Source organism: Bengtsoniella intestinalis (assembly GCF_039719005.1).
Lineage (GTDB): Bacteria > Bacillota > Clostridia > Oscillospirales > Oscillospiraceae > Oscillibacter > Oscillibacter intestinalis.
In genome coordinates, this window is record NZ_CP133584.1 from 2,208,445 (window position 1) to 2,234,582 (window position 26,138).

Consider the following 26,138-nt stretch of genomic DNA (forward strand, 5'->3'; position numbering starts at 1 on the left):
ACGTTTTCCACAATTGTGGAAAACGTGGTGGAAAACTTGTTCGATAGCGCTGGAAAAATCACAAACGTTACGGGAGAGGATGGCACCCCTCCCCTACTATTTAGTGTTTTATAGGGTTTCCACAAATCGCCCAAAGGCCGATGGCACGGCATGGTCGTGTAACGCCCCATCTGCCCAGACCCAACTTTTTGGCAAGGCATCTACGTCTGCAACTTCCACGCAATAGCCCACCATATCCCATTCTACATGGGTGAAAATATGGGTGGCGGTGAGCCGTTTTTGCCATTGGACAGGGGTGATGCCCCAGCTTTGCAATTGCTGTGCAACGGCGGTTTCATCCATGTGCCCCTCCACATTGGGAAACTCCCACAACTTGGCTAAAAGCCCAGTGGCTGGTCGTTTTCGCAGGAGAACTTTGCCGTTACAGGTGAGGACGAACACTGTTCGCTCCTCTTTGCGCCGCGGCTTTTTTGGCGCTTTCACTGGCAATTTCTCTGCGGTGCCACGGCTGTGCGCCAGACATTGGCCTTGCAATGGACAACCTGCGCATTGAGGCGCCGCATTGGGGCCACAGAGTGTGGCGCCCAGCTCCATCACCGCCTGATTGAACTGGCGCATATCGTCCCCAGCTGGGGGCAATTGCTCCTCAATCCACGCGGTAAACTCTTTTTTGGTGGCAGGCAAAGTGATATCGTGGTGGCAGTCTAACAATCGACTCACCACACGAAGCACATTCCCGTCCACAGCAGCGGTTTGCAACCCAAAGGCCGCCGAACCGATGGCACCAGCAGTGTAGTCCCCGATGCCAGCCAAGGCTTTGAGCCCCTCCACACTTTGGGGGAACTGACCGCCATGGTCAGCCATCACGGTCTGCGCCGCCTTTTGCAGATTCCGCGCACGACTATAGTAGCCCAAGCCCTGCCACAGTTTCATCAGCTTGTCCTCGTCCATCGCCGCCAAGTCTGCCACCGTGGGTAAGGCTGTTAAAAATCGGGCATAATAGCCCAACACCGCCGCCACTCTGGTCTGTTGGAGCATGATTTCTGACACCCAGATGGCATAGGGGTCTTGGGTATGTCGCCACGGCAAATCTCGGGCATTTTGGCGATACCAAGCCAGCAAGGGCTGGGCTATCTCATAACTTTCTTTCACACGATACTTCCTTTTTTCAAATAAACAGTGCCACGGCACAATACACCAGCGCCAGTGCCAACACACGGTTTGTCATAACGGCATAGCGAGAAAACAGCACCTTCAGCGCCGAACCGCCCGCCGCCCAAACCAATCCGCAAACAAAACCAGCAAAGGCTAAAAACAGAGCAAAACCAGCCACAATCAAGGGTTGGTCGCTATAAATCGGCAAGATATACGCCTGCATAGACACCATGCAGTAAATATAGATTTTCACATTGACAAACTGCAACAGCGCCCCAGCGGTGAACCCACTTTTACCGCTGTCATTGGCGGTGATACCCCCTGTTTTCCACATTTTCCATGCCAGATGGAGCATATACACAGCCCCCAATATCAGCAGCGGCCATTGCATCACAGGCAACGCGGTGGTTAGCAAACTACAAAACGCCGCGCAACATAACGACACGATAGAAAATCCGAACCACATCCCAAAATTCAACGAGATCCCTTTGCGAAAGCCCACACGGCTGGCATTGGACATGGAGGTAATGGTGTTTGGCCCCGGTGTAATGGTTGTGGCCAGTACGTAAGTTAAAAAATGAATCCAGTCCAAACCGATTGCCCTCCTGAAAAATCTATGGTATGCTAAGTATACTATGTATGTAGATTGACTGTCAACCGTAAAACGGGACGTCCAGAGGCCGTCCCCTACAGGGTGACCCTATTTTCCCACTTCATTTGTAGAGGGCGGCGTCCCCGACGCCCCATTCCCCGAAAGGAGACTATTTTATGCACGCAACCTATCTTTCCCACAGTGGCTTTTTGGTGGAGACCGCCACCTGTTATTTACTCTTCGACTGGTGGCAAGGCGACTTGCCTGCCATGGCTGACAAACCCCTATACATCTTTGCCAGCCACAGCCACCACGACCATTTTATTCCAGAGATTTTCACCCTAAAGGGCACCTGCATCCTCAGCGATGACATCTCCCTTGTCAGTCGTGAGCATGTTCATTTGGTCAAAGGCAACCAAACCTTAACCGTGGACAATCTCACCATCCAAACCTTACCCTCCACCGATGAAGGGGTGGCGTTTTTGGTCACCGTGGATGGCAAAACCATCTACCATGCTGGCGATCTAAACTGGTGGCACTGGGAGGGGGAACCCGATCCATGGAACCCCCAAATGGAGAAGGATTTCAAGCAGTACATCGCCCCCTTGACTGGGCGCACCATCGACCTTGCCATGGTACCACTGGACGGACGACTGGGCGCTGCCGCCAGCTGGGGTCTACGCCATCTGCTGGAAATCGCCACCGTCCACACGGTCATTCCCATGCACCAATGGAACGACCCAGCCCCCACGCAAGACTTTGTGGCACAATATCCCCAATGGGCAAATAAAATTCGCCCACTGGAAGTGTCAGGTGCAAGCCTGCAGGTGTGACGCCCTCTTGGTAGGGGCGACCATTGGTCGCCCGATTGAACATAACACGCCCCCATCACCTCCACCTTGAAAGGACACACTATGAAAACTGTAACCATTTATACCGACGGTGCCTGCAGTGGCAACCCTGGCCCTGGTGGCTGGGGCTCCATTTTAATGTATGGAGAACACAAAAAAGAAGTCTCTGGTGGCGAAAAATCCACCACCAACAACCGCATGGAATTGACCGCTGTCATTGAAGCCTTGGCTATGCTGAAAGAGCCTTGCACCGTAGAACTATACTCTGACTCCAAATACGTGCTAGATGGCCTTGAAAAAGGCTGGGCCCGTGGCTGGCGCGCCAAAGGCTGGGTGAAATCTGACAAAAAGCCAGCCTTAAACCCCGACCTATGGGGGCGACTTCTAGACTTAGTTGACCAACACACCATGGTGTATCACTGGGTAAAAGGCCACGCCAGCAATGAATTTAACAATCGTTGCGACGAATTGGCGGTAGAGCAGAGCCATCTTTTCAAATAATTCCTAAAAAATTCCACACATTTACAAATCATTCACATAATATGTGATATTTTGACATAAATTCGAGGTATGATAAGTACAAGTCAAGGGGTTCCATCCCACCCCTGACACATTTTTCTCCCTCCCTTAAATACACACACACAGCAAAAAAACCGCCGTAAGGCGGTTTTTTTGCTGTGTGTGTATCGCCCAAGTACAAATCTGGAAGAGTTTGCAATTCCATTTACCCATTGCTAACTTTTTACCAAAAGCGATTTCGGTTCAGGGCGATTGATTTTATTCGAGGGGACAAGCCCCCTCGAGCTCCCCCCATGGGAATTTCCCCCACACCCCCTTCCCTTTGGGGTGCGATGATTTATTTTGTAGGGGAGGCTATTAGCCTCCCGTCCTCCCATATCCGACCAACTTATAAAAAGACTTCCAAATAAACAACTGCAAACCAACCACACCACACCCCCTAATGACACGGGAGGATACTATCCTCCCCTACAAATACAAAACACGGTAAAAAACAGTGCCCACAACCCACAATACCTGAAAAATCCCTTTACAGAACAGGATTTTTCCTATATAATATATCAGTTAAAACAAAATGATAGACTGGAGATTTTAACCTATGGCTATGATTCAATACGATGAATATAAAGGCAAGCTCAAAGACCTAGGCCCTGAGCTGGAAAAACTCAGCGCCGCACTGGACATCGATGGCGCTCGCTCTCAAATCACCCAGCTGGAAGCAGAATCTGTGCAAGACGGCTTTTGGAATGACGTGACCCGTTCTCAAAAGGTATCTCAAACCTTGAAGCAACTCCAAGGCAAAGTGGCGCGCCACGAAAAAATGTGCACCGAATGGGAAGACTTGACCGTGTTATGCGAAATGGGTCAAGAATCTGACGACCCCGAATTCCTGCCCGAACTGGAAGAAGGCTATGCCCACTTGGAAAAAACCGTGGAAGACACACGCCTTGCCACCCTCCTCTCTGGGGAATACGACAACCGCAACGCCATCATGACCTTCCATGCTGGGGCAGGCGGCACCGAAGCCCAAGACTGGACCCAAATGCTGTTCCGTATGTACACACGCTGGGCCGAGCGCCACGATTTCGTGTGCAAAACCATGGACTTTGAAGACGGCGACGAAGCTGGCTTGAAGTCTGCCACCATCTCCATCGAAGGGGAAAATGCCTACGGCTTCTTAAAGAGCGAAAACGGTGTCCACCGCCTTGTCCGTGTGTCTCCTTTCGACTCCCAAGCCCGTCGCCAAACCTCTTTCTCCGCCATCGAAGTTATGCCCGAATTTGGGGATGACGATGCTGGCGATGTGGAAATTCGCCCTGAAGACATTGAAATGCAAGTCTATCGTGCCTCTGGCGCTGGCGGTCAGCACATCAACAAAACCTCCTCTGCTGTGCGTTTGATTCACATTCCCACAGGTGTGGTTGTGGCGTCTCAAACCGAGCGTAGCCAATTCCAAAACCGCGACAACTGTATGAAAATGATGCGTTCTAAGCTGATGGAATTGAAGGCACAACAACACGCCGAAAAGATTTCTGACATCAAGGGTGTGCAAATGAAAATCGAATGGGGCAGCCAAATCCGCTCCTACGTGTTCATGCCCTACACCATGGCCAAAGATACCCGTACCAGCTACGAAAGCGGCAACATCTCCGCTGTCATGGACGGTGACATCGACGGCTTCATCAACGCCTATCTGACCCAACTGGCAACAGGCGAACTGAAAACCAAATAAACCAAATATCAAAACGGGCGACCATAGGTCGCCCCTACTATACGGCACATTCAACTGTAGGGGCGACCTGTGGTCGCCCGTCATCCCTTCCCCCCACCGTAGGGGCGACCTGTGGTCGCCCGTCCGCAACCTTTACAAATAGAAAGAGGTCTCCCTATGAGTCAATCTCCCCAACGCGAAAACAAAATAGGCACAGCGCCTATTTTCCCTCTCATCCTAAAAATGGGCTTGCCCTTGATGATTTCCATGCTCATTCAAGCCATGTATAATCTGGTGGACAGCGTGTTCGTGTCCATGGTATCTGAAAACGCATTCACCGCCGTATCCTTGGCGTTCCCCTTGCAAAACTTGATGATTGCTGTGGCGGCTGGCACTGGTGTGGGTGTGGCCGCACTGACCTCTCGCCACCTAGGCGAAGGCAATCACCACAGCGCACTGGTGGTGGCACGGCAGGGGCTGTTTCTTGCCTTTTGTGGCTCTGTGGTGTTTGCCATCATTGGGCTGTTTGCCATGGATGCCTTCTTCGGCTTCCAAACCAGCGACCCCGAAATCCTCACCTATGGCATTCAATACGGTAGCATTTGTTGCATGGTGTCTATGGGTTTAAACTTTGGCATCACCTGCGAGCGATTGCTCCAAGCCACAGGGCGCACCATGCTGAGCATGTGTGTCCAAGGGGTGGGCGCCATTGTCAACATCATCCTCGACCCCATTTTAATCTTTGGGCTGTTGGGCTTCCCTGCCATGGGTGTGGCTGGCGCCGCCATTGCCACGGTCACAGGGCAGGTGTGCTCCATGATTTTAGGTCTGTATTTCTGTTTGCGGAAAAACCCAGAGCTGCCCTTGACCGCCAAGGGGTTCCATCCCCAATTGCCTGTCATTCGCCGCATTTACATCATCGGCATCCCTGCCATCATCGCCCAAGGCATTGGCTCGGTGATGGTCTATGCCATGAACTTTATTTTAATCGGCTTCACCTCCACCGCCACCGCTGTGTTTGGTGCCTACTTTAAGCTGATGAGCTTTGCGTCCATGCCTGTCTTTGGTTTGAACAATGCCATCATCCCTGTTGTGGGGTATAACTATGGTGCCAAAAAGCCAGAACGTATTGGACAGGCGTTCCGAGCAGGTTGGACCATTGCCTCTTGCTTTTTGGGCTTGGGCTGTTTTGCGTTCATGGTGTTTCCCACCCAACTGTTGGGCTTTTTCAGCCCCTCTGACTATATGCTCTCCATCGGGGTGCCAGCCTTGCGGATTATGAGCCTCAGCTTCATCCCTGCCGCCTTTTGCATCAGTTGTATGGCGCTGTTCCAAGGTCTGGGCAAGGCCATGTACTCCACCACCTGCTCCGCTGTACGCCAATTAGTCGTACTGGTGCCCGTTGCCTATTTGCTCAGCCTGTCTGGCGACTTGGGCTTGGTGTGGTGGGCCATCCCCATCGCTGAAATTTTCTCCATCGCCTGCGCTGTATTCTTCTTGAACCGTGTATGGAAAAAGTTTGTGGTGCCTGCCGCATAATCATTTAAAATCTAACAACAGAGTAGGGAACGGTCTTGCCCGTTCCGCTTTCCAGATGAAATCCATCATGGTGGGCGGAATGGTCAAGACCATTCCCTACATTTTTTATGACCCTTATGTCATTCTTTTTCTATATACAATTCTTCTCCTAAGACTTGGGCGACCAACAATTGTTGGCGCACTTGTTCAAGGGCGTCTGCGGCTTGGGTGATGGCCTGAAACAAAAGTAGGTACTCATTGGAAATATCGCTCATAGCTGGCCTCCTGTTTAAAAAAACATCTGCATTTTGTGTTAGGTACAGCCATATCGTACAATATATCGTAAGGATATTTTGCTACATTTTGTCGAAGGGTAAAACTTTTTTAACAAAGGAAGGGTTTTTCATATTATTTGGCAGTTTTTTACAGTAATTTACCCATTTTTAGGGAATGATGCGGTAATCCCCCCGCGCCTTGGCATCAGCACGGCGAAGCTTATCCTCAGAAAGCACGTCTAACAAACCGCCGATAATTTGATTAGACACCAAAAACCCTTGGGGCGTCAAATACCAACGGCCTTGGTCTTCCACCACATAGCCAGCCTCGTTACACTGGGTTAAAAAGGGTAGAAAACAATTGAAATTACGGCGGAACCGCCGTTCAAACACCTTGCCATCAATGCCTTCCACCGTTCGTAACCCCAGCATCAAATACTCGGTATCGCGGTCACTTTCGGTTAAGTGGGTGGTTTCGCTGACAAAATCTCCATCCCCCAGCACCCCTTGGATATAGCCCTCAATGTCACGGACATAGCCATAGCGCACGTCACCAAAGTCACTGTGGGCACTGGGGCCAAAGCCTGCGTATTCCCCTAGCGTCCAATACTTCATGTTGTGGCGAGAACGATGGCTCTCTTGGGCGAAGTTGGAGATTTCGTATTGCCCATAGCCTGCCGCCGCCAAATAAGACACGGTGTCTAAATACAGCTTGGCTTGCACCTCTTCATCAGGCAGCGTCAAGGTGTCGCGACGGTTAAACAGGGGGGTGTTTTCCTCCAGTTTTAAGCCATAGCAAGACAGGTGTTGGGGTTTTAACGCCACAGCCGCCGCCAAGGATTGTTGCCACTGGTCTGGGGTTTGGTTTGGCAGGCCGTAGATTAAATCTAGAGAAAGATTCTTGATTTTTGCCTTACGGATGGCCTCCACTGCCGTGGTGACCTGTGCCATGGTGTGAATCCGTCCTACGGCCTCCAGCTCGCTATCGTGGGCAGACTGCATCCCAAGTGAAATACGGTTACAACCAGCACGGCGCAGGCTACGAAGCATACGAAAGTCTTGCGCAGAATCAGGGTTTGCCTCTATGGTAATTTCCACATCTTTTGACAAGGCATAGTATTTTTGCACGGTTTTAAGCACCACCACCAGCCGCTTGGCGCCTAATAAAGTGGGGGTGCCTCCGCCTACATACACCGTGTCCACCACGTGATGTTTGGCAAAGGGGGCGGTTTCCTTCAAATGGGCGCACAGGGCGGTGATGTATCGATCCATCAAGGCACCGTCTTCTGCCACAGAATAAAAATCGCAGTAGTCACATTTGCGCTTGCAAAAGGGAATGTGGATATACAGCCCCAACATAGGGGTGGGGTGGGTTGATTTCATAAAAATCTCCATTCTGTGCTTATGGCACAAATAGCTTTGAAAAACCTCCATACAAAATGAAGATTTTAGCATCTCTCCTGTCCTTGCGCGGGGCCTAGCATCCAGATTTGCGTAATTTTTTCACGCCAAGCCGCCTTGTATAAATCGGGAATTTTCACATAGAATAACCCCCATGAAAGGGGGTCGTTTCCATGGATATGACACCGAAGCAATACCAAGCCTATGTCAAAGCAAAGGCCCAACCATCGCCTCTGGGCCGCAATCTACTGCGCGCCTTTGTGACAGGCGGTCTGATTTGCACCTTGGGGCAAGGAATCATCAGCGCCTACACCCAATGGGGCTTAGAGGCGCAGATTGCCTCCTCCATGGCGTCGGTGACGCTGATGACACTCTCTGCCCTACTGACAGGATCGGGGCTCTACAGCCACGTAGGACGCTTTGGAGGGGCAGGCTCATTGGTGCCCATCACAGGCTTTGCCAATGCCGTGGTATCAGCTGGGCTAGATTTTAAAAGCGAAGGCTGGGTCACAGGGCTGGGGAGCAAGCTGTTCGCCGTAGCAGGGCCAGTGTTGGTATACGGCACCACAGCCAGCGCGGTGTATGGCATCATTCTAATGCTAGCGAATACCTGAGAACGGCGGGGGCGATAGTTTTTCACTATTCACTCTTAGCTCTTAGTTTTATATTTACCCAATCTTTTTCACGTAATTGCCCACCACGTGGACGCCTTCTTGGACGATGATAAAGGCGTTGGGGTCCGCTTCTCGGACAACACGCTCTAGGGTTTCAATCTCGTATTTAGACAGGCAGATGCACAGCACGTGCATTTGGTCATTGGTATAGGCACCCACGCCTTCCCAATGGGTCACCCCACGATACACCTTTTCCATAATGGCTTTAGAGAGCGCCTCTTCATCACTACGCGTAAAGACCATGGCCTGCATGGTGACATTTTGCTGGTGCAAACGGTCAAGGACAATGGAGGTAACAAAGGAATAAATCACAGAATAAATGGCAATGGCTGGCTCGAACACCAACAGACAAATGCCATAGAGCACCATATTGATGAGAATGGCAAACTTACCCACAGACATATTGCTCCCAGCTTTGGCCAGCATCAAGGCAATCAAGTCAATACCGCCACCAGTGGCACCACTGGTCAAATAAAGCCCAGCCCCAACACCAGCCAGCAAACCGCCCAAAATACAAGAGGTGAGCATATCTTCAACAATTGGGGTAGTGGGCACTGGAATGATGGAATAGGCCAAGGTATACACCGTGGTCACCAGCAGGGAGTTGATAACAATTTTAAACCCAAGCTTTCGATAACAGTAAATGAACACAGGCACGTTGGCCATATAATATAAGATACCAGCAATATCAGTGGTGCCAAAATCCATGCCAAAATGCAACAATCCCGTACGGATTAGCTGGCAGAAGCCCAGAATACCGCCGTTATACAGCCCCATAGGCACAATGAAAAAACACACACCAGACGCACAAATCACGCTACCGATGACCATGAGCAAATATTTCAACCACTTATTATGATACGCAGTTTGAATCATAATGCCTCCTTGAGCCGTTGGCTCCGTATAATACAGTTTAGCTTGCCCCATTTGGGCAGGCTCATTCTTCCTGTATTATACGAGCCTACGCGCAAAAGTCAATAGAAAAATAGATTAAATTTCTGTGACCATTTTTTTCCTACTCATTCCTCTTCTGGTGGGGTGTAGCCATATTGGAGATGGCGCTGTAAACGCACCTTGGCACGGGCGATGGTGCGCGACACCGTGGACGGGTTCACCCCGAGCTGTTGGGCAATCTGGGGCATGGTTTGATTTTCATCGTAATACAGGCGCATCATCTCTTGTTGGCGTGGGGTCAAGAGCTGAGATCTGGCTTGGCGCAAGCTGCGCTTCAAATGCGACACAGGTGGACGGGAATAGGTTTCAATCTTTTGTAGTTGGTTCATTGGCTTTGCTCCTTGTGTGATAATAATGTTTGGTGATGGTACTGATTTCTCTGGCATCTCGATACAGTGGCTGTAGCGCCAAGATACGACGACGCAAATGGCCACGCTCTTCCGACGACTTACTGCACATCTCCTTGCGGCGCAATTCTCGCATACGGTGGTATACGATTCGGGCGCTTTGGGCGTATTCTTCGCTGAGTTCTTCCATGGTCATGGGTGCTCCCTCCCTTCTGCCACGCATTGATACGGTCTGAATTCTCCCTTGGCATACTGGTCAAAACAGTCTTGACAGATAGTTGTCCCGTTACAATACCAATATGGGTCCCATTGGGGAATGTCGCAGTGGCACAAAGAACACTGTGATATCAGGGTTTTTTCCATGATTTTTTCTCCTTCTCAAAAAAAAATAATTTTTTTCAAAAAACCTGTTGACAAATCGCCATCTCTCTGATAGAATAAATTCTGCTGTTGGAACTGCTGGTGTAGCTCAGTTGGTAGAGCAGCTGATTTGTAATCAGCAGGTCGGGGGTTCGAGTCCGTCCACCAGCTCCACTTTTTCGAAAGCCAACACAATTTAATACGGGGGAATTCCAGAGCGGCCAAATGGGGCAGACTGTAAATCTGTTGTCTACGACTTCGGTGGTTCGAATCCACCTTCCCCCACCAAAAATAGTATCATCCAAATGGATGGTGCTATTTTTTTATTTCATGAGACTTGAGGGTATCGTGTTATTGTAGGGACGGGGTTCCATCCCTGTCCGCCGTGAATTGAAAACACTCAAAGCAAGTCTCACCCCCACAAAAAACGCTTGCACCCCGTAGGGGCGGATCCGCCCGTTTATAGGGAGCTTTCCGATGTGGGCGGATATAGAATCCGCCCCTACATTTTTGCATACACCTTGCAAAGTGCATCTGAAATTACCCTGTAAACAATCCATCCTCTCTGGCTTCCTTCAAAAATAACAGCATTCCTGTTAACAATGCTATAGTATCACACCATTACTGTTATGTCAATAGAAAATCACAAGATTCCTGTTATTTTTTGGTTGACATGCTAGTGATAATGGAATAGTATATATTCTATAAGAATATATACTATATTAAGGAGGGTTTTTCATGGATTTTGGCACACAAATTCGAGATCGTCGCAAAGAATTGGGTCTGTCTCGCTCAGACGTGGCTCAATCATTGGGTGTTTCTATTTCCGCCATTGGCAACTATGAAAACAGCATCAATTTCCCTTCAGAAAAGGTAATGCTCAGATTGTTTGATTGTTTGCAAATTCAGCCCAATGAACTCTATAAAGATAGCTTTCAAGGCGGCGAAGGGGTCATGACCCACAGCGAACGGCAAATGATGGAGCAATTTCGTCCCCTTTCCCCCAGCAACAAAGATCTGGTGCGCAACCTGATTGACGCTCTGTGGCAATCACAACAAGAGGCTCTGCCCTCTGGCGCACCTGTACGGGAAATCCCATTGTACCAATTCCCTGCCGCCGCTGGCTATGTGGCACCCGTGTTTAACACCGACTTTGAGTATCTCAGCGTGAGAGATAACGTACCCCCTGCTGCGGAATTTGCTGTGCGCATCCAAGGGGACTCTATGGAGCCCTATATCACCGATGGCAGCGTGGTCTATGTCAACCGTGACCCTCTGCGTGATGGCGACATCGGCATCTTCTGGGTGGATGGAGATATGTTCTGCAAACAATACCATGCCGACAGCTCTGGCACAGTGTATTTGCTCAGTCTCAACCGCAACCGCAGTGATGCGGACGTGGCACTGCCCTCTGGCAGCGAACGCTCATTTACCTGCTTTGGTCGGGTGATGATGAACCCACCTCCTGTGGCGGGGATGTGAGGGGATGTAGTATTCCACCACAAACTGTAGGGAACGGTCTTGACCGTTCCGCTTACCCGTGCAAATCATGCTATGGGGGCGGAACGGTCAAGACCGTTCCCTACGTTTTTTTGTGTTTATCAATAATATTGGCTCATGGCTTTTTCTATGCCGTCTTGGATGATGCAATCGCTGGCTTTGACGGCGCGTTCAAATTGTTCCAGTAGCGTTTTTCGCTCAGCTTGAGATGGCACACCGATGACCCAGTCCACCTGCTCTTGACCAGCCCCTGCTGGGGCGCCCACGCCGATTTTAATACGGGGGAAGGTTTGGGTGCCCAGATGGGCAATGATGCTCTTGATGCCGTTGTGACCGCCAGCACTACCAGTGGCACGGAGCCGCAACTTCCCCACAGGGAGGGAAATATCATCATAGATAATAATGATGTTCTCTGGTGGTACCTTATAAAACCGTGCCGCTTCCCCCACTGCTTCGCCAGAGAGGTTCATGTAGGTTTGAGGCTTCATCACCAACACCTTTTGCCCCCCAAAGCGGACAATGTTATGGGCAGATTTAAACTTCACCTTGTTGAGCTTGACCCCCAACTGTTCCGCCAGTAAATCCACCGTTAAAAAACCCATGTTGTGACGGGTTTTTTCGTATTTGGCACCGGGGTTGCCCAGACCCACAATCATCCAATCCACAGCACCTGTTGATTTTTGAAACATAGGTATACTCCCTTCGGTCAAACTAAGCGCTAATAGTGAATAGTGAAAAACTATCCGCCACGAGCGGGGATGGCACATCAAGGTGAATTGTCCATTGGACAAAAGAGGACACCCTGGGGTGCAGGGGATAGTTTTTCACTTTTAGCCCTTAGTTTTTAGTTTAAAATACGGTAGGAAGGCATTGCCTTCCTACCGTATTTTATTTATCTAAACAGCTTAGACACAGAGATTTCTTGGTAAATGCGTTCGATGGCTTCGGAGAACATCGGTGCCACGCCCAGATAGCGCACCTTGTCGCTGAGGCCGTCGGCAATGTGAGGGATGGTGTCCAAAATAGCCAGCTCGGTGATGACGCTGTTGTTCAAGCGTTCAATGGCAGGGCCAGAGAGCACGCCATGGGATGCACAAGCGTGGACGCTCTTAGCGCCGCCCACTTCGATGACAGCCTTGGCAGCGTTGCACAAAGATCCGCCAGTATCCACCATGTCGTCAAAAATGATACAGTCTTTGCCATCCACGTCGCCGATGATGTTCATCACTTCGCAGGAGTTGGCCTTTTGGCGGCGTTTGTCCACAATGGCAAGGTTCATGTGTAGCTTTTGGGCGAAGGCACGGGCACGAGCCACAGAGCCAACGTCGGGAGACACCACCACCATATCTTCGCAAGCACCACCAAATTTCTTGGCATAGTAGTCCACGAAAATGGGGTTGCCCATCAGATTGTCCACAGGAATGTCGAAGAAGCCTTGGATTTGGGAGGCGTGCAAGTCCATGGTCAGCACACGGTCAGCGCCAGCGGCGGTGAGCATATTGGCAACCAACTTAGCAGTGATGGGGTCACGGGCCTTGGCCTTGCGGTCTTGACGGGCATAGCCATAATAGGGCATGACAGCGGTGATACGACCAGCGGATGCACGCTTGCAAGCATCAATCATAATCAGCAGTTCCATCAAGTTGTTGTTGACTTCGTTACAAGTGGGTTGGACGATGAACACGTCGCTGCCACGGACAGTTTCAAACAGGGAGACAAAAATTTCGCCATCAGAGAAGGTACCTACTTCGCATTCGCCTAATTTAATACCGATGAATTTGCAAATTTCTTTGGCCAATTCAGGATTGGCGTTACCAGTGAAAATTTTGATGTCCTTACCATGAGAAATCATGTTGTGTTATCCTCTTTTCTTAATATCAAAAACGTGAATTAAAAAAGCCCTTGCCATTGACTCGGGTTGTAGCGGAGCTGAACGCGAGCGGCATCTCCGCCTTTTTGATATGTCCATTATATCAAAGATACATAAAAAAGCTAGTGTTCAAGACATAAAAAGCGGAAAACTTTTTGTTAAGTTTTTAGGGCAATGTGTGCACAATTACTTAAAAAGTCTTTTTTACGTCTGTTTTTCTTTCGTTACGTGCCATTTTTTTGGCAATATCATCGAATTTGGCCTGCCTTTGTTGTCATTTCAGCAAAAAATGCTTATTTTTACAATTTCGGAGTTGTAATTACGTAGGTAATGGATTACAATATAGACAGAATCAAAGGGAAGGAACCGAACACCTTTTTATGATTAACATTGTTTTACTCGAACCCGAAATCCCACAAAATTGTGGGAACATTGGCCGCACCTGTGTAGCAACAGGCTCTGCCCTTCATCTGATTCACCCCATGGGTTTTTCCATCTCTGCCAAAGAGGTGAAACGGGCTGGGCTGGATTATTGGTCTCATTTGAATGTGACGGAATATGAAAACCTAGAGGACTTTTTTTCTCGCAATCCCCAAGCCCAAGAGAACGCGTGGCTGGCTACCACCAAAGCGCCCCACAGTTATCAAGAGGTGGCCTACCAAGACGATTGCTACATTTTCTTTGGTAAAGAATCCGCTGGTCTGCCAGAGGATTTCCGCATCGCCAATTACCACCGTTGCGTCCGTCTGCCCATGCACCCAGAGTACCGCAGCCTAAACCTTTCTAACGCCGTGGCCGTGTTCACCTACGAAGCCTTGCGACAAACAGGGTTCCAAGGGTTAAAAGGCACTGGCGAAATGGCGGAGTGACGTGTGCCCCATTTACAATTTGCGCACATTGCGGGCGACCACAGGTCGCCCCTACACAAAAGCGCATCGTAGGGGGCGACCTGTGGTCGCCCGTCGTTCCATCGTAACACCAATCTCGTAATTCCCCCTTTAACAAGGGTAATTGATAAAATTTAAAACATTTTTCGGAGGAATTTCCCACATGAATTACAACAAGAAAACTGTACTAGACATCGACTGCAAGGGCAAGAAGATTCTGCTCCGTTGCGACTTCAACGTACCCCAAGACAAGGCCACCGGTGAAATCACCAGCGACAAGCGCATCGTAGCCGCTCTGCCCACCATCCAATACCTGTTGGAACAAGGCGCCGCCATCATCGCTTGCTCTCACTTGGGTAAACCCAAGGGTCAAGTGGTGCCTGCTCTGTCTTTGGCACCTGTGGCTGTTCGCTTGGGCGAACTGCTGGGCATGGACGTGGCCTTCGCCACCGACACTGTTGGCGCTGACGCCAAAGCCAAGGCCGCTGCCCTGCAAGGCGGTCAAATCATGCTGCTGGAAAACACCCGTTTTGAAGCTGGCGAAACCAAAAACGACGAAGCTCTGTCCAAGGAATTGGCTTCCATGGCAGAAATTTACGTCTCCGATGCCTTCGGCTCTGTGCACCGCGCCCACGCCTCCACCACTGGTGTGGCTGCCTATCTACCTGCCGTGTCTGGCTTCTTGGTTGGCAAGGAACTGAACTTCTTAGGCGGCGCACTGGATGCTCCTAAGCGTCCCTTCGTGGCTGTTTTGGGCGGTGCAAAAGTCTCCGACAAAATCGGCGTCATCAACAACCTGCTGGAAAAGGCCGACACCATCATCATCGGCGGCGGCATGGCTTACACCTTTGCCAAGGCACAAGGTGGCACCATCGGCACCAGCCTGCTAGAAGCTGACAAGCAAGACTACGCACTGGAAATGATTGCCAAGGCAAAGGCCAAGGGCGTTAACTTCCTGCTGCCCACCGACACTCTGGCCACCGAAAACTTCGCGCCCGACTCCGCACCTCACACTGTGTCCACCATGGCCATCCCCGACGACATGATGGGTCTGGACATCGGCCCTGTCACCGCTGAGGCTTTTGCCGCCGCTGTGAAATCTGCTGGCACCGTGGTTTGGAACGGCCCCATGGGCGTGTTCGAATTCGACGCTTACGCTGGTGGTACCCGTACCATGGCCAAGGCTCTGGCTGACTCTGACGCTGTGACCATCATCGGCGGCGGCGACAGCGCAGCTGCTGTAGAACAACTGGGCTACGCTGACAAGATGACCCACATTTCCACCGGCGGTGGCGCTTCTCTGGAATTCTTGGAAGGCATTGAACTGCCCGGCGTGGCTTGCTTGCAAGACAAATAAATAAATCACCCATAGGGAGGCGTCGCCTCCCTATGGTATAAAAATTACAATAAAAACAGAAAAGGGAGATTTATCACTATGAATCGTCGTTATCGTAAAACTGTCATCGCTGGTAACTGGAAGATGAACATGACCGCTTCCGAAACCAAGAAATTTGCAGAAGAAATGAAAAAAGTTATGCCCCGCGCCAAGTGGTGCGACACTTTGATTTGCGTCCCCGCTTGTAACCTGCAAGCCGCTACCCGTGCGTTCAAAGACCTGCGCATTGCCGTTGGTGCTGAAAACGTGTACTACGAAGCAAAGGGCGCTTACACTGGGGAAATTTCTGCTGAAATGCTTAAAGATTTGTCCATCAAGTATGCCATCGTGGGTCACAGCGAACGCCGTGAATACTTTGGCGAAACCGACGAAATCGTCAACAAGAAGGCACTGGCCGCTTTGGAAGCTGGCATCACCCCCATCGTGTGCGTAGGCGAATCTCTGGCACAACGTGAAATGGGCGTCACCAACGAATGGATTGCCCTACAAGTCAAGGCCGCTCTGGCTGGTGTGCCTGCAGAAAAAATGCGCCGTGTCATCGTGGCTTACGAACCCATCTGGGCTATCGGCACTGGCAAAACTGCCACCAGCGAACAAGCTGGCGAAGTGTGCACCTTGATTCGTGCAACCATCCGTTCCTTGTACGGCGCCCGTGTGGCTCGTAGCGTCACCATCCAATACGGCGGCTCTATGAACCCCACCAACGCCCAAGAACTGTTGGCACAACCCGACATCGACGGCGGCCTCATCGGCGGCGCTTCCTTGAAGCCCGAACAATTTGTGGCCATCATCAACGCCGCCAACCAAGACTAAATAAAGTAAAAGTGAATAAGGAATAGTGAAAAAGTGTGGTGTCGCCGTTGGCGACGCATCAAAAAATGATGTCGTGGTACGACCACACAATTTTACGTCTTTGTTTGCGACTCATCTTTATTATTATCTAAAAAATTCGAGGTATAAATCTGCATGAATAAAACACCAACAATTCTCATTATTATGGATGGCCTTGCCTTCCATAAGTCCACTGTAGGCAACGCCGTCTCTGCCGCCAACACCCCTGTGTTAGACGCTTTGTTGGCAGAACACGCCCACACCGAGCTTCTTTGCTCTGGGTTTGACGTGGGTCTACCTGACGGACAAATGGGCAATAGCGAAGTGGGTCACACCAACATTGGCGCAGGCCGAGTGGTGTTCCAAGATCTACCTCGCATTTCCAAGGCCATTGCTGACGGCAGTATTTTTGAAAATCCTGCGTACCTCAAAGCTATGGACAACTGCATCGCCAACAACGCTGCCCTCCATGTGATGGGCTTGCTGTCTGATGGCGGCGTCCACTCTCACACCTCCCACCTCCACGCCATTGTGAAAATGGCAAAGGAAAAAGGCCTTACTCGTGTCTATCTCCACGCCTTCTTGGATGGTCGTGACGTGTCCCCTACCTCTGGGGCTGACGTTATGGCTGACACTGTGGCAAAATTTGACGAACTCGGTCTTGGCAAAGTGGCAACTGTCACTGGTCGTTTCTATGCCATGGACCGCGACAACCGTTGGGACCGTGTGGAAGAAGCTTACGACGCCATGGTCTACGGCCGTGGTCGCCAAAAAACCGACCCTGTGGCCGCCATCCGTGCATCTTATGACGCTGGCGTCACCGACGAATTTGTGGAACCCATTGTGTGCGACCGTGAAGGCGTGATTTCTGACAACGACAGCGTGATTTTCTTCAACTATCGCCCTGACCGTGCCCGTGAAATCACACGCACCTTGGTTGACCCTGACTTCTCTGGGTTCACCCGTCAAATGTTCCCTCTGTGCTACGTGTGCAACACCGAATATGATGCCACCATGCCCAATGTCCACGTGGCCTTCCCTCGTCTGAGCGTGGCAAACGGCTTGGGTGAGTATTTGAGCAACATGAACATGACCCAACTGCGCATTGCAGAAACTGAAAAATACGCCCATGTCACCTTCTTCTTCAACGGCGGTCGTGAAGAACCCTTTGCTGGGGAAGACCGTGTGCTGGTGGCGTCTCCCAAGGTGGCAACTTATGACTTGCAACCCGAAATGAGCGCTGCAGAAGTGTGCGATCGTTGCGTGGAGTGCATCGAAGCTGAAAAGTACGATGTAATTATCCTCAACTTCGCCAACTGCGACATGGTTGGTCACACTGGCTTTGTGGACGCAACCATCAAGGCTGTGGAAACCGTGGACACCTGCGTGGGTCGTGTGGTGGAAGCAACCTTGAAGCTGGGCGGCATCGCCATGATCACCGCTGACCACGGCAACGCAGAGCAAATGGTGCAAACCGACGGCTCTCCTCTGACCTCTCACACCACCAACCCTGTGCCCTTCATCCTCTGCGGTGCTGGCACAGAGCTGCGCACTGGTGGCGGTTTGGCAGACATTGCCCCCACCATTTTGGATGTGCTAGGCTTGGCCTACCCAGAAGAAATGACTGGCAAGAGTCTGATTGTGAAATAAGTTTTTTAAATTGAAAACACCGAGATAGGAACCATCCTATCTCGGTGTTTTTTCGCATATTCGTTACAGCAACTCTGTGAAATCTTGGATGTACACATCCACTAAATCTTGAATTTGAGTTTGGTGCATGGCGGCGATGACATCGTAAATCCCCACCACTTGGAAGCCTGCGGCTTTGGCGGTTTCAATGGCAACCAACGAGTCCTCGTACACCACGGTGGAGGACAAATCCCCGTCCACTTGTTCCAGTGCATCTAAGAAAATCTTGGAGTCACTTTTGCCTTTGCCAGCCTCAGCGCAGGTAATGATGCCCTTGAAATAAGCGCCAATCCCTGTCCGTGCCACGGCTTTTTCCACCAAGGGACGGTCGGTGGCGGTGGCGATATACAGATCCACGCCAGCGGCTTGCAGTTTGTCTAAATAGGCCAGTACGCCAGCCTTTAGCTCCACTTCATGCTCATAAAAGTTACCCACAGCATTCCACATCCCAGTCACCAGTTCCTCTGGCGTTTGGGTCATGTTCAGCTCTTTGGCGCACAACGTGCAAGCAGGCAACAGGCTCATGACACGCATTTTATCTTCCACGTCTTGGGGCAGTTCATAGCCCAGACTGCGGACGTAGCCAGTGCCGATGTTGGCCCACATGGTCATAGAGTCAATGAGGGTGCCATCCATGTCAAAGATGGCGCTGGTTTGGTGCAATTGTTTCAGTTTCATAAGCGGCTCCTTAGCACAGTTTGGCGCCAGCAGGAATGGCGTCAGAGACCATCAGTAGGTTCAATTTTTCTTCTTCACCCACGGTGTGAACAGCAGAAATCAGCATACCGCAAGACTCTTGCCCCATCATTTTACGAGGAGGCAGGTTGCAGATGGCCACCAAGGTTTTGCCCACCAATTCTTCAGGGGTGTAATACTTGGCAATACCAGAGAGGATTTGGCGGTCGGTGCCAGTACCGTCGTCTAGAATAAACTTCAGCAGTTTGTTGGATTTTTTCACGGCTTCGCAAGATTTCACCTTCACGGCACGGAAATCGCTTTTGCAGAAGGTGTCAAAGTCCACATTTTCTTCGGTCATAGGCTCCACTTCCGCGGTGGCGTTGGCGGCAGCAGCTTCTTTGCGCTTTGCCTCTTCCATGGCTTCTAGCTCTGCCAAGTCCTTGGCGGCATCGATGCGGGGGAAGATGCTATCGCCCTTGTGGACAGTGGTGGTGGCAGACAGGGCACCAGTGGTCAGGCTGTCCCAAGTTTGGATGGCGGTGTCATTGGCACCGATTTGGTCGAAAATCTTGGGGCAGGTGGTGGGGATGAAGGGGGTCAACAACACGGCGCATTTGCGCAGGGTTTCTAGCAGGTTGTACATGACACGAGCCAGACGGGGCAGTTTTTCCTCGTCTTTTGCCAATACCCAAGGTGCGGTTTCGTCGATATATTTGTTGGCACGAGCCACCACAGTGAACACGTCACTGAGGGCAGATTGGAAGGCGTATTTTTCCATGTTGGCTTCGTATTTGCCAGTGAGTTCCCCCACCATGGTCAAGAACGCTTCGTCTTCAGCGCCAGCTTCTTGGCCTTCAGGCAGGGTGCCACCGAAGTATTTTTCCACCATGGCAGTGGTGCGAGAAAGCAGGTTGCCAAGGTCGTTAGCCAAGTCCACGTTGATGCGGTTAATCAGCAATTCGTTGGAGAACATCCCATCGGTGCCGAAGGGGAATTCGCGCAATAAGAAATACCGCAAAGCGTCGGCACTATAGCGCTCTGCCAGAACAACAGGGTCTACCACGTTGCCCTTAGACTTGGACATTTTGCCACCGTCCAGCAACAACCAGCCGTGACCGTAGACTTGCTTGGGCAGGGGCATTTCCATGCTCATCAGCATGGCAGGCCAGATGATAGAGTGGAATCTGACAATTTCTTTGCCCACAAAGTGGACATCTGCAGGCCAATACTTATCATAATCGTTATATTTTTCATTCATAAAGCCAAGAGCATTGGTGTAGTTAAAGAGGGCATCTACCCACACATACACCACATGACCGGGGTCAAAATCAACAGGCACGCCCCAAGTAAAGGTGGTGCGAGACACGCACAGATCTTCTAAACCGGGCTTGATGAAGTTGTTCACCATTTCGTTGACACGAGAGCGTGGCAGGAGGAAATCAGTGTTTTCCAGCAGGTCTTGGATTTTGTCGGCATACTTGCTCAGACGGAAGAAATAGGCTTCTTCTTCCGCTTCTTTCACCTCACGACCGCAGTCGGGGCATTTGCCGTCCACCAGTTGGCTGTCGGTCCAGAACGACTCGCAAGGGGTGCAATATTTGCCTTTGTAAGCGCCCTTATAAATGTCGCCCTTGTCGTACATTTTCTTGAAAATCTTTTGCACAGCGGCGCAGTGATAATCGTCGGTGGTGCGGATGAAGCGGTCGTGGGAAATACCCATCAGCTTCCACAAATCTTGGATGCCACCGTCACCGTTGACAATTTCGTCTACGAAGGCTTGAGGGGAAACCCCTTTTTCAGCGGCCTTTTCTTCGATTTTTTGACCGTGCTCGTCAGTACCAGTGACAAACATCACGTCATAGCCACGCAAACGCTTATAGCGTGCCATGGCATCGGTGGCTACCGTGCAGTAGGTGTGACCGATGTGGAGCTTGTCAGAGGGGTAGTAAATAGGGGTGGTGATATAAAACTTTTCTTGTTCCATGGGATTTTCTCCTTAATATAACGCCTTCCGAATGAAAGAAAGCGGTGATGATGGGTTCATTTTTGCTCATTACTTATTATTATAGTACAAAGCGGTAAAAATTACAATGGAAGGATTGGAAAATTTATGTTTGGTGTTGTTTATACCATTGTTTTTTAATTTGGGGTGGGGTATACTGGAAGGGTAAATGTAAAACAACAAAGGAGAACCCCACTATGAAACTACTCTCTTGGAACGTCAACGGCCTGCGTGCTTGCTTGACCAAAGGCTTTTTAGACTCGATGGCTGACCACAATCCCGATGTCATCTGCCTGCAAGAAACCAAAATGAAGCCTGAACAAGCGGAATTTGACTTGGCTGGCTACCATCGCTATTGGAACAGCGCCGACAAGGCTGGCTACTCTGGCACCGCCATTTTCACCAAAGAAGAACCCATTTCCGTCACCTACGATTTTGGCGACGACATCCACCGCCACGAAGGACGGATTATCACCGCCGAATACGCTGATTTCTATCTAGTCTGTTGCTACACCCCCAATTCCAAAGACCAGTTGGCACGACTGGACTACCGCATGGAATGGGAAGACGCTCTGCGTGCATACTTATTAGAGTTGGACGCTGTGAAACCCGTGGTCTACTGCGGTGATTTAAACGTAGCGCACACAGAAATCGACTTGAAAAACCCCAAGTCCAACCGCAAAAATCCCGGTTTTTCTGACGAAGAACGGGGCAAGCTGACAGAGCTGTTAGCCGCTGGCTTTGCCGATACCTTCCGCCGTATCAATGGCAATATTGAAGGGGCGTATTCGTGGTGGAGTTACCGCTTCAACGCACGGAAAAACAACGCAGGGTGGCGCATTGACTATTTCTTAGTGTCTGAGCGATTGATGGAACGGGTTACCGATGCAGGGATTTTGCCCGATGTGTTTGGCAGTGACCACTGCCCTGTGACGGTCACATTAAACTAAGGGCTAAAAACTAAGAGTGAAAAACTGTCGCTGCGGCGAGATAGGACGACGAATGCGTTCTCATCCCCGCCCGTGGCGGATAGCTATTCACTTTTAGTTATTAGCTCTTAGCTGAAAAATCCTGAAAGGAATTTTTATGAAGCCTTTGTTATCCGCCCTTGCCACCCTCCCCCAAGTGGCAGAGGTCATCAGCCATGTGGAACGGGGGGAGTGCCCTGTGGCCATGACTGGTTTGCAAGGGGTACACCGAGCCTCCATCGGTGCCACCATCGCCACCAGTTGTGACCGCCCTGCGGTGTTTGTCTGTGCCGACGAAGGTGACATGAGCGCCCTGCAAGGGGATTTGCAAACCTTGTATGGCATAGAACCCACGGTGCTCCACAGCCGCGACTGGCAATTGCGCCCCCATGCCACCAGCTCCCATGGGTGGGAACACCATCGCCTCGCCACCCTCTATGCCTTGAGCCAAGACGCCCCTCAAGTGGTGGTGACCACCGTGGATGCCCTGACCATGATCACCTTGTCGCCCGACTTACTCAAAGACAGCGCCTTCACCATCACCGTGGGGGATCGTCTGCCGTTGGACACCTTACCAAAGCGATTGGTGGCCGCTGGGTACACCCGTTGCGACCAAGTGGAAGGGGTGGGGCAATTTGCCTTACGGGGTGGAATTTTAGATATTTTCTCCCCCATGATGGAGCGTCCCATTCGGTGCGAATTTTTCGACAATGACGTGGATGCCTGTGGCACCTTTGACCCAGCCACCCAACGTCGTATGGAAAACATCAACACCGCCCTCATCTTGCCTGCCTCTGAAGTTTTGTTAGCCAGCGGAGACAAAGGCATTGACGGCTTGGCACAGCAGATGGAAGCCTTGGCGGAAAGCCTGTGCAAGCGACCTAAACGTGCCGCTCTCGTCCAAACTCTCCGCAACGAAGCAACCGAACTACGAAACGGTATTCACCCCAGCGGTGTGGACCGTTATCTGGCGGCAATTTACCCAGAACAGACCACCGCCATTGACTATTTGCCCCCTGACGCACTGGTGTTTTTCAGCGAAAGCGCCCGTATTGACCAGCGCCTAGAACACGGCGACCAACTCCATACCCAAGATCTTGAACCGCTGCTACAAAGTGGGTTCATGGCTGGGGAATGGGGTCAAATTGCGTTGCCCAGACAGGATTTTTTAACCCGTCTGGAAGACTTTCCTCTGGTGATGCTAGATGCCTTGCCCACCTCTCGCCACCCCTATCCTCCCAAGGCACTGCTGAGCATCCAAGCCCAGCAACTGTCTTCTTACGGCGGTAGTTTGGAGACGGCTGTGGGGGAAATGGAGCAATATCGTCAGCGTAAAAGTCGGATTCTGGTGCTCTGCGGCGGCGAAGTCCGTGGGGTCAACCTCCACCATCTGCTCCAAGACCGTGGCATTCCTGCCACGCTGGATTTAAACGGCACCAGTCTGCCCGCAGAAGGGGAAATTCGCATTGCCATCGGCGCTCTCAGCGCTGGCAGTGAATACCCACAACTAAATTTAGCTGTGCTGACAGAGGGACAATTGCTGGCACCTTCTCAAAAGAAATTCCGCCAGAAAAAAGACCCTCGCCACAAGAAAATCAACGTCTTCACTGACTTGACCCATGGGGATTTGGTGGTGCATATTCACCACGGCATCGGTCGCTTTGTAGGGGTGGAGCCTATGCTCACCGACGGGGTGAAAAAAGACTATATCAAAATCGATTACGCTGGTGGAGATGCCTTGTACGTCCCAGCCACCCAACTGGACAACGTGTCCAAATACATCGGTGGCGGTGAGGATAAAGAGCGCACAAAACTCCACCGTCTAGGTGGCGCTGAATGGGGCAAACAAAAGCTAAAAGCCAAGTCTGCCGCCAAGGATTTGGCAAAGGGCTTGATTGAACTCTACGCCCAGCGCCAGCGCCAGCCCGGCTTTGCCTTTTCCCCTGACTCCCCATGGCAACAGGAGTTCGAGGCCTCTTTCGACTATGCCGAAACCGACGACCAACTCACCGCCATCGCCCAAATTAAAGCCGACATGGAAACCCCACGCCCTATGGACAGATTGCTATGCGGTGACGTGGGCTTTGGGAAGACCGAAGTTGCCTTCCGTGGGGCGATGAAGGCCATTTTAGACGGCAAACAAGTGGCCATGCTGGCCCCCACCACCGTGCTGTGTCAACAACATTACGCCACCGCCATGAGCCGTTTCCGCAGTTTCCCTGTGACCATTGAAGTCCTCTCCCGTTACACCAAGCCCAAAGATGTGAAACGGATTTTGCAGGCTCTAAAAGATGGGCGCATTGACTTTCTCATCGGCACCCACAAACTGTTGGGCAAGGCCTTAGAATTTAAAGATTTGGGGCTTTTAATCATTGACGAAGAACAGCGCTTTGGGGTGAGCCACAAGGAGCGCCTGAAAGAAATGAGCCGTCAGGTGGACGTGTTGACCCTGTCTGCCACACCCATTCCCAGAACGTTGAATATGGCCATGTCTGGCCTGCGCGATATGAGCACCTTGGAACAGCCACCTCACAACCGCCAAGTGGTGCAAACCTATGTCCTTGAGCATGATTGGCACATGGCCGCGGACGCCTGTCGCCGTGAAATCGCCCGTGGTGGGCAGGTGTATTACCTCCACAATCGGGTGGAAACCTTGGCGCTGACAGCCATGCGGTTGCAAAAACTGTTGGGTGAAGACGTCAGCGTGGTGATGGGTCACGGCAAAATGAGCGAAACCGAACTATCATCCGTGATGCAAGCCATGGTGGAGGGGGAGGCGCAAGTGTTTGTGTGTACCACCATCATCGAAACAGGAATCGACATCCCCAACGCCAATACGTTAATCATCGAAAATGCTGACCGTATGGGGTTGGCGCAATTGCATCAACTCCGTGGGCGTATTGGTCGTTCCTCTCGTCGCGCCTATGCCTATTTGACCTTCCAAAAGGGGAAGGTGCTAGAAGAAACTGCCGCCCGTCGTCTCAGCGCCATTCGAGAATATGTGGAGTTTGGGGCTGGGTTCCAGATTGCCATGCGTGACTTAGAAATCCGTGGGGCTGGCAACCTGCTAGGGCCAGAACAATCTGGCTACCTTATGAGCGTGGGGTATGATTTGTATTTAAAACTGCTGGAAGAAGCCGTTTTAGAAGAAAAAGGCGAGAAAAATAGCACCAGTAGTGAATGTTTGGTGGAGTTGAACGTCAACGCCAACATTCCCGATTGGTATGTGGAAAGCGGTCAACAGCGGATGGATTTGTATCGCCGCATCGCTGGCATCCGTGGAAACGACGACGCCAGCGAAGTGCTAGACGAACTGTTAGACCGCTATGGGGATGCCCCCAAATCGGTGCTGGCCTTGCTGGATGTGGCTTTGCTCCGCGGGGCTGGTTGCCGCGGAGACATTGGCGAAATTTCTCAAAAAGAAGGGCAATTGCACTTGAAATTGGCTGTGCTCCATCTGGATGCTGTGTTAGCAGTTTGCAATATGAAAAAATACCGCCAACGCCTGCGGTTGCCTGCTGGGGACAGTCCTGTGTTGGTGCTGACCTTGCGCCCCAAAGAAAACATTTTGGAAATCGCCTTAGAATTGGCAGAGGATTTATGTGCCGCCATCGGAAATAGCGCCGAAGCAATTGTTGCGCAATAAATAAAATGCGTGAACCGATATTACGCAAGCCGCAATTAGTCAAGACCTACCCGCAACACATTTGTGAAAAATTGCCAATATATTGTCAGAAATATAACAAACTAGGGCCTTAGTTGTCAAACTTTTAACAAGTATTTCAAAAATGGACAAAAAATCATTGACTATCGCCACATTTCCCATTATAATAGACTTGTAAGTACAAAACAGTTAGACAACAATTGTTGTCTTACCCGTTTTGCCGTCACTTTATATCCCAGAAAACAAAGGTAGAAGCCTTGGTTTTCATAAAAATTTGTATAATATTTGGAGGATGA

The 26,138-nt window shown here is 50.8% G+C and carries 23 protein-coding genes and 2 tRNA genes; 14 read left to right on the forward strand and 11 right to left on the reverse strand.

The window, feature by feature from the left end:
• Positions 1-108 precede the first annotated feature (108 nt).
• The gene (gene mutY / locus RFF05_RS10610; protein WP_409967067.1) at positions 109-1,152 is read right to left on the reverse strand and encodes an A/G-specific adenine glycosylase; all 1,044 of its coding nucleotides are present in this window, start codon (positions 1,150-1,152) and stop codon (positions 109-111) included.
• A 16-nt stretch (positions 1,153-1,168) separates the two neighbouring features.
• Entirely contained in the window at positions 1,169-1,747 is a 579-nt protein-coding gene (locus tag RFF05_RS10615) for a LysE family transporter (RefSeq protein WP_409967068.1), read from the reverse strand.
• Positions 1,748-1,923: 176 nt separating this feature from the next.
• Here RFF05_RS10615 and RFF05_RS10620 point away from each other — a divergent pair, with 176 nt between their 5' ends.
• The 4 genes from RFF05_RS10620 to RFF05_RS10635 all read left to right on the forward strand — a co-directional run bounded on the left by RFF05_RS10620 (position 1,924) and on the right by RFF05_RS10635 (position 6,367).
• Positions 1,924-2,580, forward strand: a complete 657-nt coding sequence (locus tag RFF05_RS10620) for an MBL fold metallo-hydrolase (RefSeq protein ID WP_409967069.1) — start codon at positions 1,924-1,926, stop codon at positions 2,578-2,580.
• Between the two features lie 81 nt (positions 2,581-2,661).
• Positions 2,662-3,099, forward strand: coding sequence for a ribonuclease HI (gene rnhA / locus RFF05_RS10625; protein WP_409967070.1), 438 nt, complete (start codon positions 2,662-2,664; stop codon positions 3,097-3,099).
• Between the two features lie 622 nt (positions 3,100-3,721).
• Positions 3,722-4,849, forward strand: a complete 1,128-nt coding sequence (gene prfB, locus RFF05_RS10630) for a peptide chain release factor 2 (protein ID WP_409970108.1) — start codon at positions 3,722-3,724, stop codon at positions 4,847-4,849.
• Between the two features lie 156 nt (positions 4,850-5,005).
• Positions 5,006-6,367 (forward strand): MATE family efflux transporter, encoded by a 1,362-nt coding sequence (locus tag RFF05_RS10635; RefSeq protein ID WP_409967071.1) that lies wholly within the window; start codon positions 5,006-5,008, stop codon positions 6,365-6,367.
• A 119-nt stretch (positions 6,368-6,486) separates the two neighbouring features.
• On the opposite strand, the gene RFF05_RS10640 is transcribed toward RFF05_RS10635, so the two are convergent.
• Both RFF05_RS10640 and hemW read right to left on the reverse strand, forming a co-directional pair.
• Positions 6,487-6,621: a hypothetical protein gene (locus tag RFF05_RS10640; RefSeq protein ID WP_409967072.1), complete on the reverse strand. Its 135-nt coding sequence runs from the start codon at positions 6,619-6,621 to the stop codon at positions 6,487-6,489.
• A gap of 168 nt (positions 6,622-6,789) precedes the next feature.
• The gene (hemW, locus tag RFF05_RS10645) at positions 6,790-8,004 is read right to left on the reverse strand and encodes a radical SAM family heme chaperone HemW (RefSeq protein WP_409967073.1); all 1,215 of its coding nucleotides are present in this window, start codon (positions 8,002-8,004) and stop codon (positions 6,790-6,792) included.
• 191 nt (positions 8,005-8,195) lie between these two features.
• Here hemW and RFF05_RS10650 point away from each other — a divergent pair, with 191 nt between their 5' ends.
• A complete protein-coding gene (locus RFF05_RS10650; protein ID WP_409967074.1) occupies positions 8,196-8,636 on the forward strand; it encodes a SpoVA/SpoVAEb family sporulation membrane protein in 441 nt (146 codons plus the stop codon).
• A 54-nt stretch (positions 8,637-8,690) separates the two neighbouring features.
• On the opposite strand, the gene RFF05_RS10655 is transcribed toward RFF05_RS10650, so the two are convergent.
• From RFF05_RS10655 to RFF05_RS10665, 3 genes are all read right to left on the reverse strand, one after another.
• Positions 8,691-9,572, reverse strand: a complete 882-nt coding sequence (locus RFF05_RS10655; protein WP_409967075.1) for a YitT family protein — start codon at positions 9,570-9,572, stop codon at positions 8,691-8,693.
• A 143-nt stretch (positions 9,573-9,715) separates the two neighbouring features.
• Positions 9,716-9,979: a sigma-70 family RNA polymerase sigma factor gene (locus RFF05_RS10660; RefSeq protein WP_409967076.1), complete on the reverse strand. Its 264-nt coding sequence runs from the start codon at positions 9,977-9,979 to the stop codon at positions 9,716-9,718.
• The gene (locus tag RFF05_RS10665) at positions 9,957-10,193 is read right to left on the reverse strand and encodes a hypothetical protein (RefSeq protein WP_409967077.1); all 237 of its coding nucleotides are present in this window, start codon (positions 10,191-10,193) and stop codon (positions 9,957-9,959) included. Before RFF05_RS10665 ends, RFF05_RS10660 begins: the two co-directional genes overlap by 23 nt.
• 262 nt (positions 10,194-10,455) lie before the next feature.
• Between RFF05_RS10665 and RFF05_RS10670 the strand changes: the two genes are divergently transcribed.
• The 3 genes from RFF05_RS10670 (at position 10,456) to RFF05_RS10680 (ending at position 11,839) form a co-directional block, all read left to right on the forward strand.
• Positions 10,456-10,531, forward strand: a tRNA-Thr gene (locus RFF05_RS10670).
• 29 nt (positions 10,532-10,560) lie between these two features.
• A tRNA-Tyr gene (locus tag RFF05_RS10675) sits at positions 10,561-10,645 on the forward strand.
• A gap of 450 nt (positions 10,646-11,095) precedes the next feature.
• Complete coding sequence (locus RFF05_RS10680) at positions 11,096-11,839, forward strand: XRE family transcriptional regulator (RefSeq protein ID WP_409967078.1); 744 nt, start codon at positions 11,096-11,098, stop codon at positions 11,837-11,839.
• Between the two features lie 119 nt (positions 11,840-11,958).
• On the opposite strand, the gene pth is transcribed toward RFF05_RS10680, so the two are convergent.
• Together pth and RFF05_RS10690 are read right to left on the reverse strand one after the other, a co-directional pair.
• Complete coding sequence (gene pth, locus RFF05_RS10685; protein ID WP_409967079.1) at positions 11,959-12,546, reverse strand: aminoacyl-tRNA hydrolase; 588 nt, start codon at positions 12,544-12,546, stop codon at positions 11,959-11,961.
• Positions 12,547-12,749: 203 nt separating this feature from the next.
• On the reverse strand, positions 12,750-13,709 hold the full coding sequence (locus RFF05_RS10690) for a ribose-phosphate pyrophosphokinase (RefSeq protein ID WP_409967080.1): 960 nt from the start codon (positions 13,707-13,709) through the stop codon (positions 12,750-12,752).
• 398 nt (positions 13,710-14,107) lie between these two features.
• Here RFF05_RS10690 and RFF05_RS10695 point away from each other — a divergent pair, with 398 nt between their 5' ends.
• The 4 genes from RFF05_RS10695 (at position 14,108) to gpmI (ending at position 18,491) form a co-directional block, all read left to right on the forward strand.
• Positions 14,108-14,596: a tRNA (cytidine(34)-2'-O)-methyltransferase gene (locus RFF05_RS10695; RefSeq protein WP_409967081.1), complete on the forward strand. Its 489-nt coding sequence runs from the start codon at positions 14,108-14,110 to the stop codon at positions 14,594-14,596.
• Between the two features lie 181 nt (positions 14,597-14,777).
• Positions 14,778-15,971 (forward strand): phosphoglycerate kinase, encoded by a 1,194-nt coding sequence (locus RFF05_RS10700; protein WP_409967082.1) that lies wholly within the window; start codon positions 14,778-14,780, stop codon positions 15,969-15,971.
• A gap of 78 nt (positions 15,972-16,049) precedes the next feature.
• A complete protein-coding gene (tpiA, locus tag RFF05_RS10705; protein WP_409967083.1) occupies positions 16,050-16,823 on the forward strand; it encodes a triose-phosphate isomerase in 774 nt (257 codons plus the stop codon).
• A gap of 153 nt (positions 16,824-16,976) precedes the next feature.
• Positions 16,977-18,491 carry a 2,3-bisphosphoglycerate-independent phosphoglycerate mutase gene (gene gpmI, locus RFF05_RS10710; protein WP_409967084.1) on the forward strand — a complete coding sequence of 505 codons (1,515 nt, stop codon included), beginning with the start codon at positions 16,977-16,979 and terminating at the stop codon, positions 18,489-18,491.
• 63 nt (positions 18,492-18,554) lie between these two features.
• On the opposite strand, the gene RFF05_RS10715 is transcribed toward gpmI, so the two are convergent.
• Positions 18,555-19,208 (reverse strand): HAD family hydrolase, encoded by a 654-nt coding sequence (locus RFF05_RS10715; protein ID WP_409967085.1) that lies wholly within the window; start codon positions 19,206-19,208, stop codon positions 18,555-18,557.
• A gap of 10 nt (positions 19,209-19,218) precedes the next feature.
• Entirely contained in the window at positions 19,219-21,192 is a 1,974-nt protein-coding gene (gene metG, locus RFF05_RS10720) for a methionine--tRNA ligase (RefSeq protein ID WP_409967086.1), read from the reverse strand.
• 215 nt (positions 21,193-21,407) lie between these two features.
• Here metG and RFF05_RS10725 point away from each other — a divergent pair, with 215 nt between their 5' ends.
• Entirely contained in the window at positions 21,408-22,160 is a 753-nt protein-coding gene (locus RFF05_RS10725; protein ID WP_409967087.1) for an exodeoxyribonuclease III, read from the forward strand.
• Positions 22,161-22,296: 136 nt separating this feature from the next.
• A complete protein-coding gene (gene mfd, locus RFF05_RS10730; protein ID WP_409967088.1) occupies positions 22,297-25,824 on the forward strand; it encodes a transcription-repair coupling factor in 3,528 nt (1,175 codons plus the stop codon).
• Positions 25,825-26,138: the final 314 nt, after the last annotated feature.

What these genes read in the sequence shown, in the direction of transcription:
- RFF05_RS10620 (WP_409967069.1), top strand. Translation starts at nt 1,924, where the DNA reads ATGCACGCAACCTATCTTTCCCACAGTGGCTTTTTGGTGGAGACCGCC.
- rnhA (WP_409967070.1), top strand. Translation starts at nt 2,662, where the DNA reads ATGAAAACTGTAACCATTTATACCGACGGTGCCTGCAGTGGCAACCCT.
- prfB (WP_409970108.1), top strand. Translation starts at nt 3,722, where the DNA reads ATGATTCAATACGATGAATATAAAGGCAAGCTCAAAGACCTAGGCCCT.
- RFF05_RS10635 (WP_409967071.1), top strand. Translation starts at nt 5,006, where the DNA reads ATGAGTCAATCTCCCCAACGCGAAAACAAAATAGGCACAGCGCCTATT.
- RFF05_RS10640 (WP_409967072.1), bottom strand. Translation starts at nt 6,621, where the DNA reads ATGAGCGATATTTCCAATGAGTACCTACTTTTGTTTCAGGCCATCACC.
- hemW (WP_409967073.1), bottom strand. Translation starts at nt 8,004, where the DNA reads ATGAAATCAACCCACCCCACCCCTATGTTGGGGCTGTATATCCACATT.
- RFF05_RS10650 (WP_409967074.1), top strand. Translation starts at nt 8,196, where the DNA reads ATGGATATGACACCGAAGCAATACCAAGCCTATGTCAAAGCAAAGGCC.
- RFF05_RS10655 (WP_409967075.1), bottom strand. Translation starts at nt 9,572, where the DNA reads ATGATTCAAACTGCGTATCATAATAAGTGGTTGAAATATTTGCTCATG.
- RFF05_RS10660 (WP_409967076.1), bottom strand. Translation starts at nt 9,979, where the DNA reads ATGAACCAACTACAAAAGATTGAAACCTATTCCCGTCCACCTGTGTCG.
- RFF05_RS10665 (WP_409967077.1), bottom strand. Translation starts at nt 10,193, where the DNA reads ATGACCATGGAAGAACTCAGCGAAGAATACGCCCAAAGCGCCCGAATC.
- RFF05_RS10680 (WP_409967078.1), top strand. Translation starts at nt 11,096, where the DNA reads ATGGATTTTGGCACACAAATTCGAGATCGTCGCAAAGAATTGGGTCTG.
- pth (WP_409967079.1), bottom strand. Translation starts at nt 12,546, where the DNA reads ATGTTTCAAAAATCAACAGGTGCTGTGGATTGGATGATTGTGGGTCTG.
- RFF05_RS10690 (WP_409967080.1), bottom strand. Translation starts at nt 13,709, where the DNA reads ATGATTTCTCATGGTAAGGACATCAAAATTTTCACTGGTAACGCCAAT.
- RFF05_RS10695 (WP_409967081.1), top strand. Translation starts at nt 14,108, where the DNA reads ATGATTAACATTGTTTTACTCGAACCCGAAATCCCACAAAATTGTGGG.
- RFF05_RS10700 (WP_409967082.1), top strand. Translation starts at nt 14,778, where the DNA reads ATGAATTACAACAAGAAAACTGTACTAGACATCGACTGCAAGGGCAAG.
- tpiA (WP_409967083.1), top strand. Translation starts at nt 16,050, where the DNA reads ATGAATCGTCGTTATCGTAAAACTGTCATCGCTGGTAACTGGAAGATG.
- gpmI (WP_409967084.1), top strand. Translation starts at nt 16,977, where the DNA reads ATGAATAAAACACCAACAATTCTCATTATTATGGATGGCCTTGCCTTC.
- RFF05_RS10715 (WP_409967085.1), bottom strand. Translation starts at nt 19,208, where the DNA reads ATGAAACTGAAACAATTGCACCAAACCAGCGCCATCTTTGACATGGAT.
- metG (WP_409967086.1), bottom strand. Translation starts at nt 21,192, where the DNA reads ATGGAACAAGAAAAGTTTTATATCACCACCCCTATTTACTACCCCTCT.
- RFF05_RS10725 (WP_409967087.1), top strand. Translation starts at nt 21,408, where the DNA reads ATGAAACTACTCTCTTGGAACGTCAACGGCCTGCGTGCTTGCTTGACC.
- mfd (WP_409967088.1), top strand. Translation starts at nt 22,297, where the DNA reads ATGAAGCCTTTGTTATCCGCCCTTGCCACCCTCCCCCAAGTGGCAGAG.